At 57.4% G+C, this 940-nt stretch carries 1 rRNA gene; it reads right to left on the reverse strand.

The annotated features are described in order from the left end of the window. A 23S ribosomal RNA gene (locus GPJ59_RS36560) occupies positions 1-940 on the reverse strand; the annotation flags it as partial.

Below are 940 nucleotides of genomic sequence, written 5' to 3' on the forward strand. Positions count from 1 at the left end.
CCTACACCCTTACCCCGGGACTACCACCGCCCGGGCTGGACTACCTTCCTGCGTCACCCCATCGCTTACCTACTACCACCTTGGGCCGGCGGCTCCACCACTCCCCTTCACCCGAAGGATCCAGGGCGGCTTCACGGCCTTAGCATTAATGGGCTCGATATTGGGCGTTTCAAAGCGGGTACCGGAATATCAACCGGTTGTCCATCGACTACGCCTGTCGGCCTCGCCTTAGGTCCCGACTTACCCTGGGCAGATCAGCTTGACCCAGGAACCCTTAGTCAATCGGCGCAAACGTTTCTCACGTTTGTATCGCTACTCATGCCTGCATTCTCACTCGTGAACCGTCCACAACTACCTTCCGGCGCTGCTTCACCCGGCACACGACGCTCCCCTACCCATCACAGCACCCGTTGGGGCTATTACTGCAATGACACGACTTCGGCGGTACGCTTGAGCCCCGCTACATTGTCGGCGCGGAATCACTTGACCAGTGAGCTATTACGCACTCTTTCAAGGGTGGCTGCTTCTAAGCCAACCTCCTGGTTGTCTCTGCGACTCCACATCCTTTCCCACTTAGCGTACGCTTAGGGGCCTTAGTCGATGCTCTGGGCTGTTTCCCTCTCGACCATGGAGCTTATCCCCCACAGTCTCACTGCCGTGCTCTCACTTACCGGCATTCGGAGTTTGGCTAAGGTCAGTAACCCGGTAGGGCCCATCGCCTATCCAGTGCTCTACCTCCGGCAAGAAACACACGACGCTGCACCTAAATGCATTTCGGGGAGAACCAGCTATCACGGAGTTTGATTGGCCTTTCACCCCTAACCACAGGTCATCCCCCAGGTTTTCAACCCTGGTGGGTTCGGTCCTCCACGAAGTCTTACCTCCGCTTCAACCTGCCCATGGCTAGATCACTCCGCTTCGGGTCTAGAGCGTGCAACTC

The organism is Streptomyces bambusae, from assembly GCF_019400985.1.
Classification (GTDB): Bacteria; Actinomycetota; Actinomycetes; order Streptomycetales; family Streptomycetaceae; genus Streptomyces; species Streptomyces bambusae_A.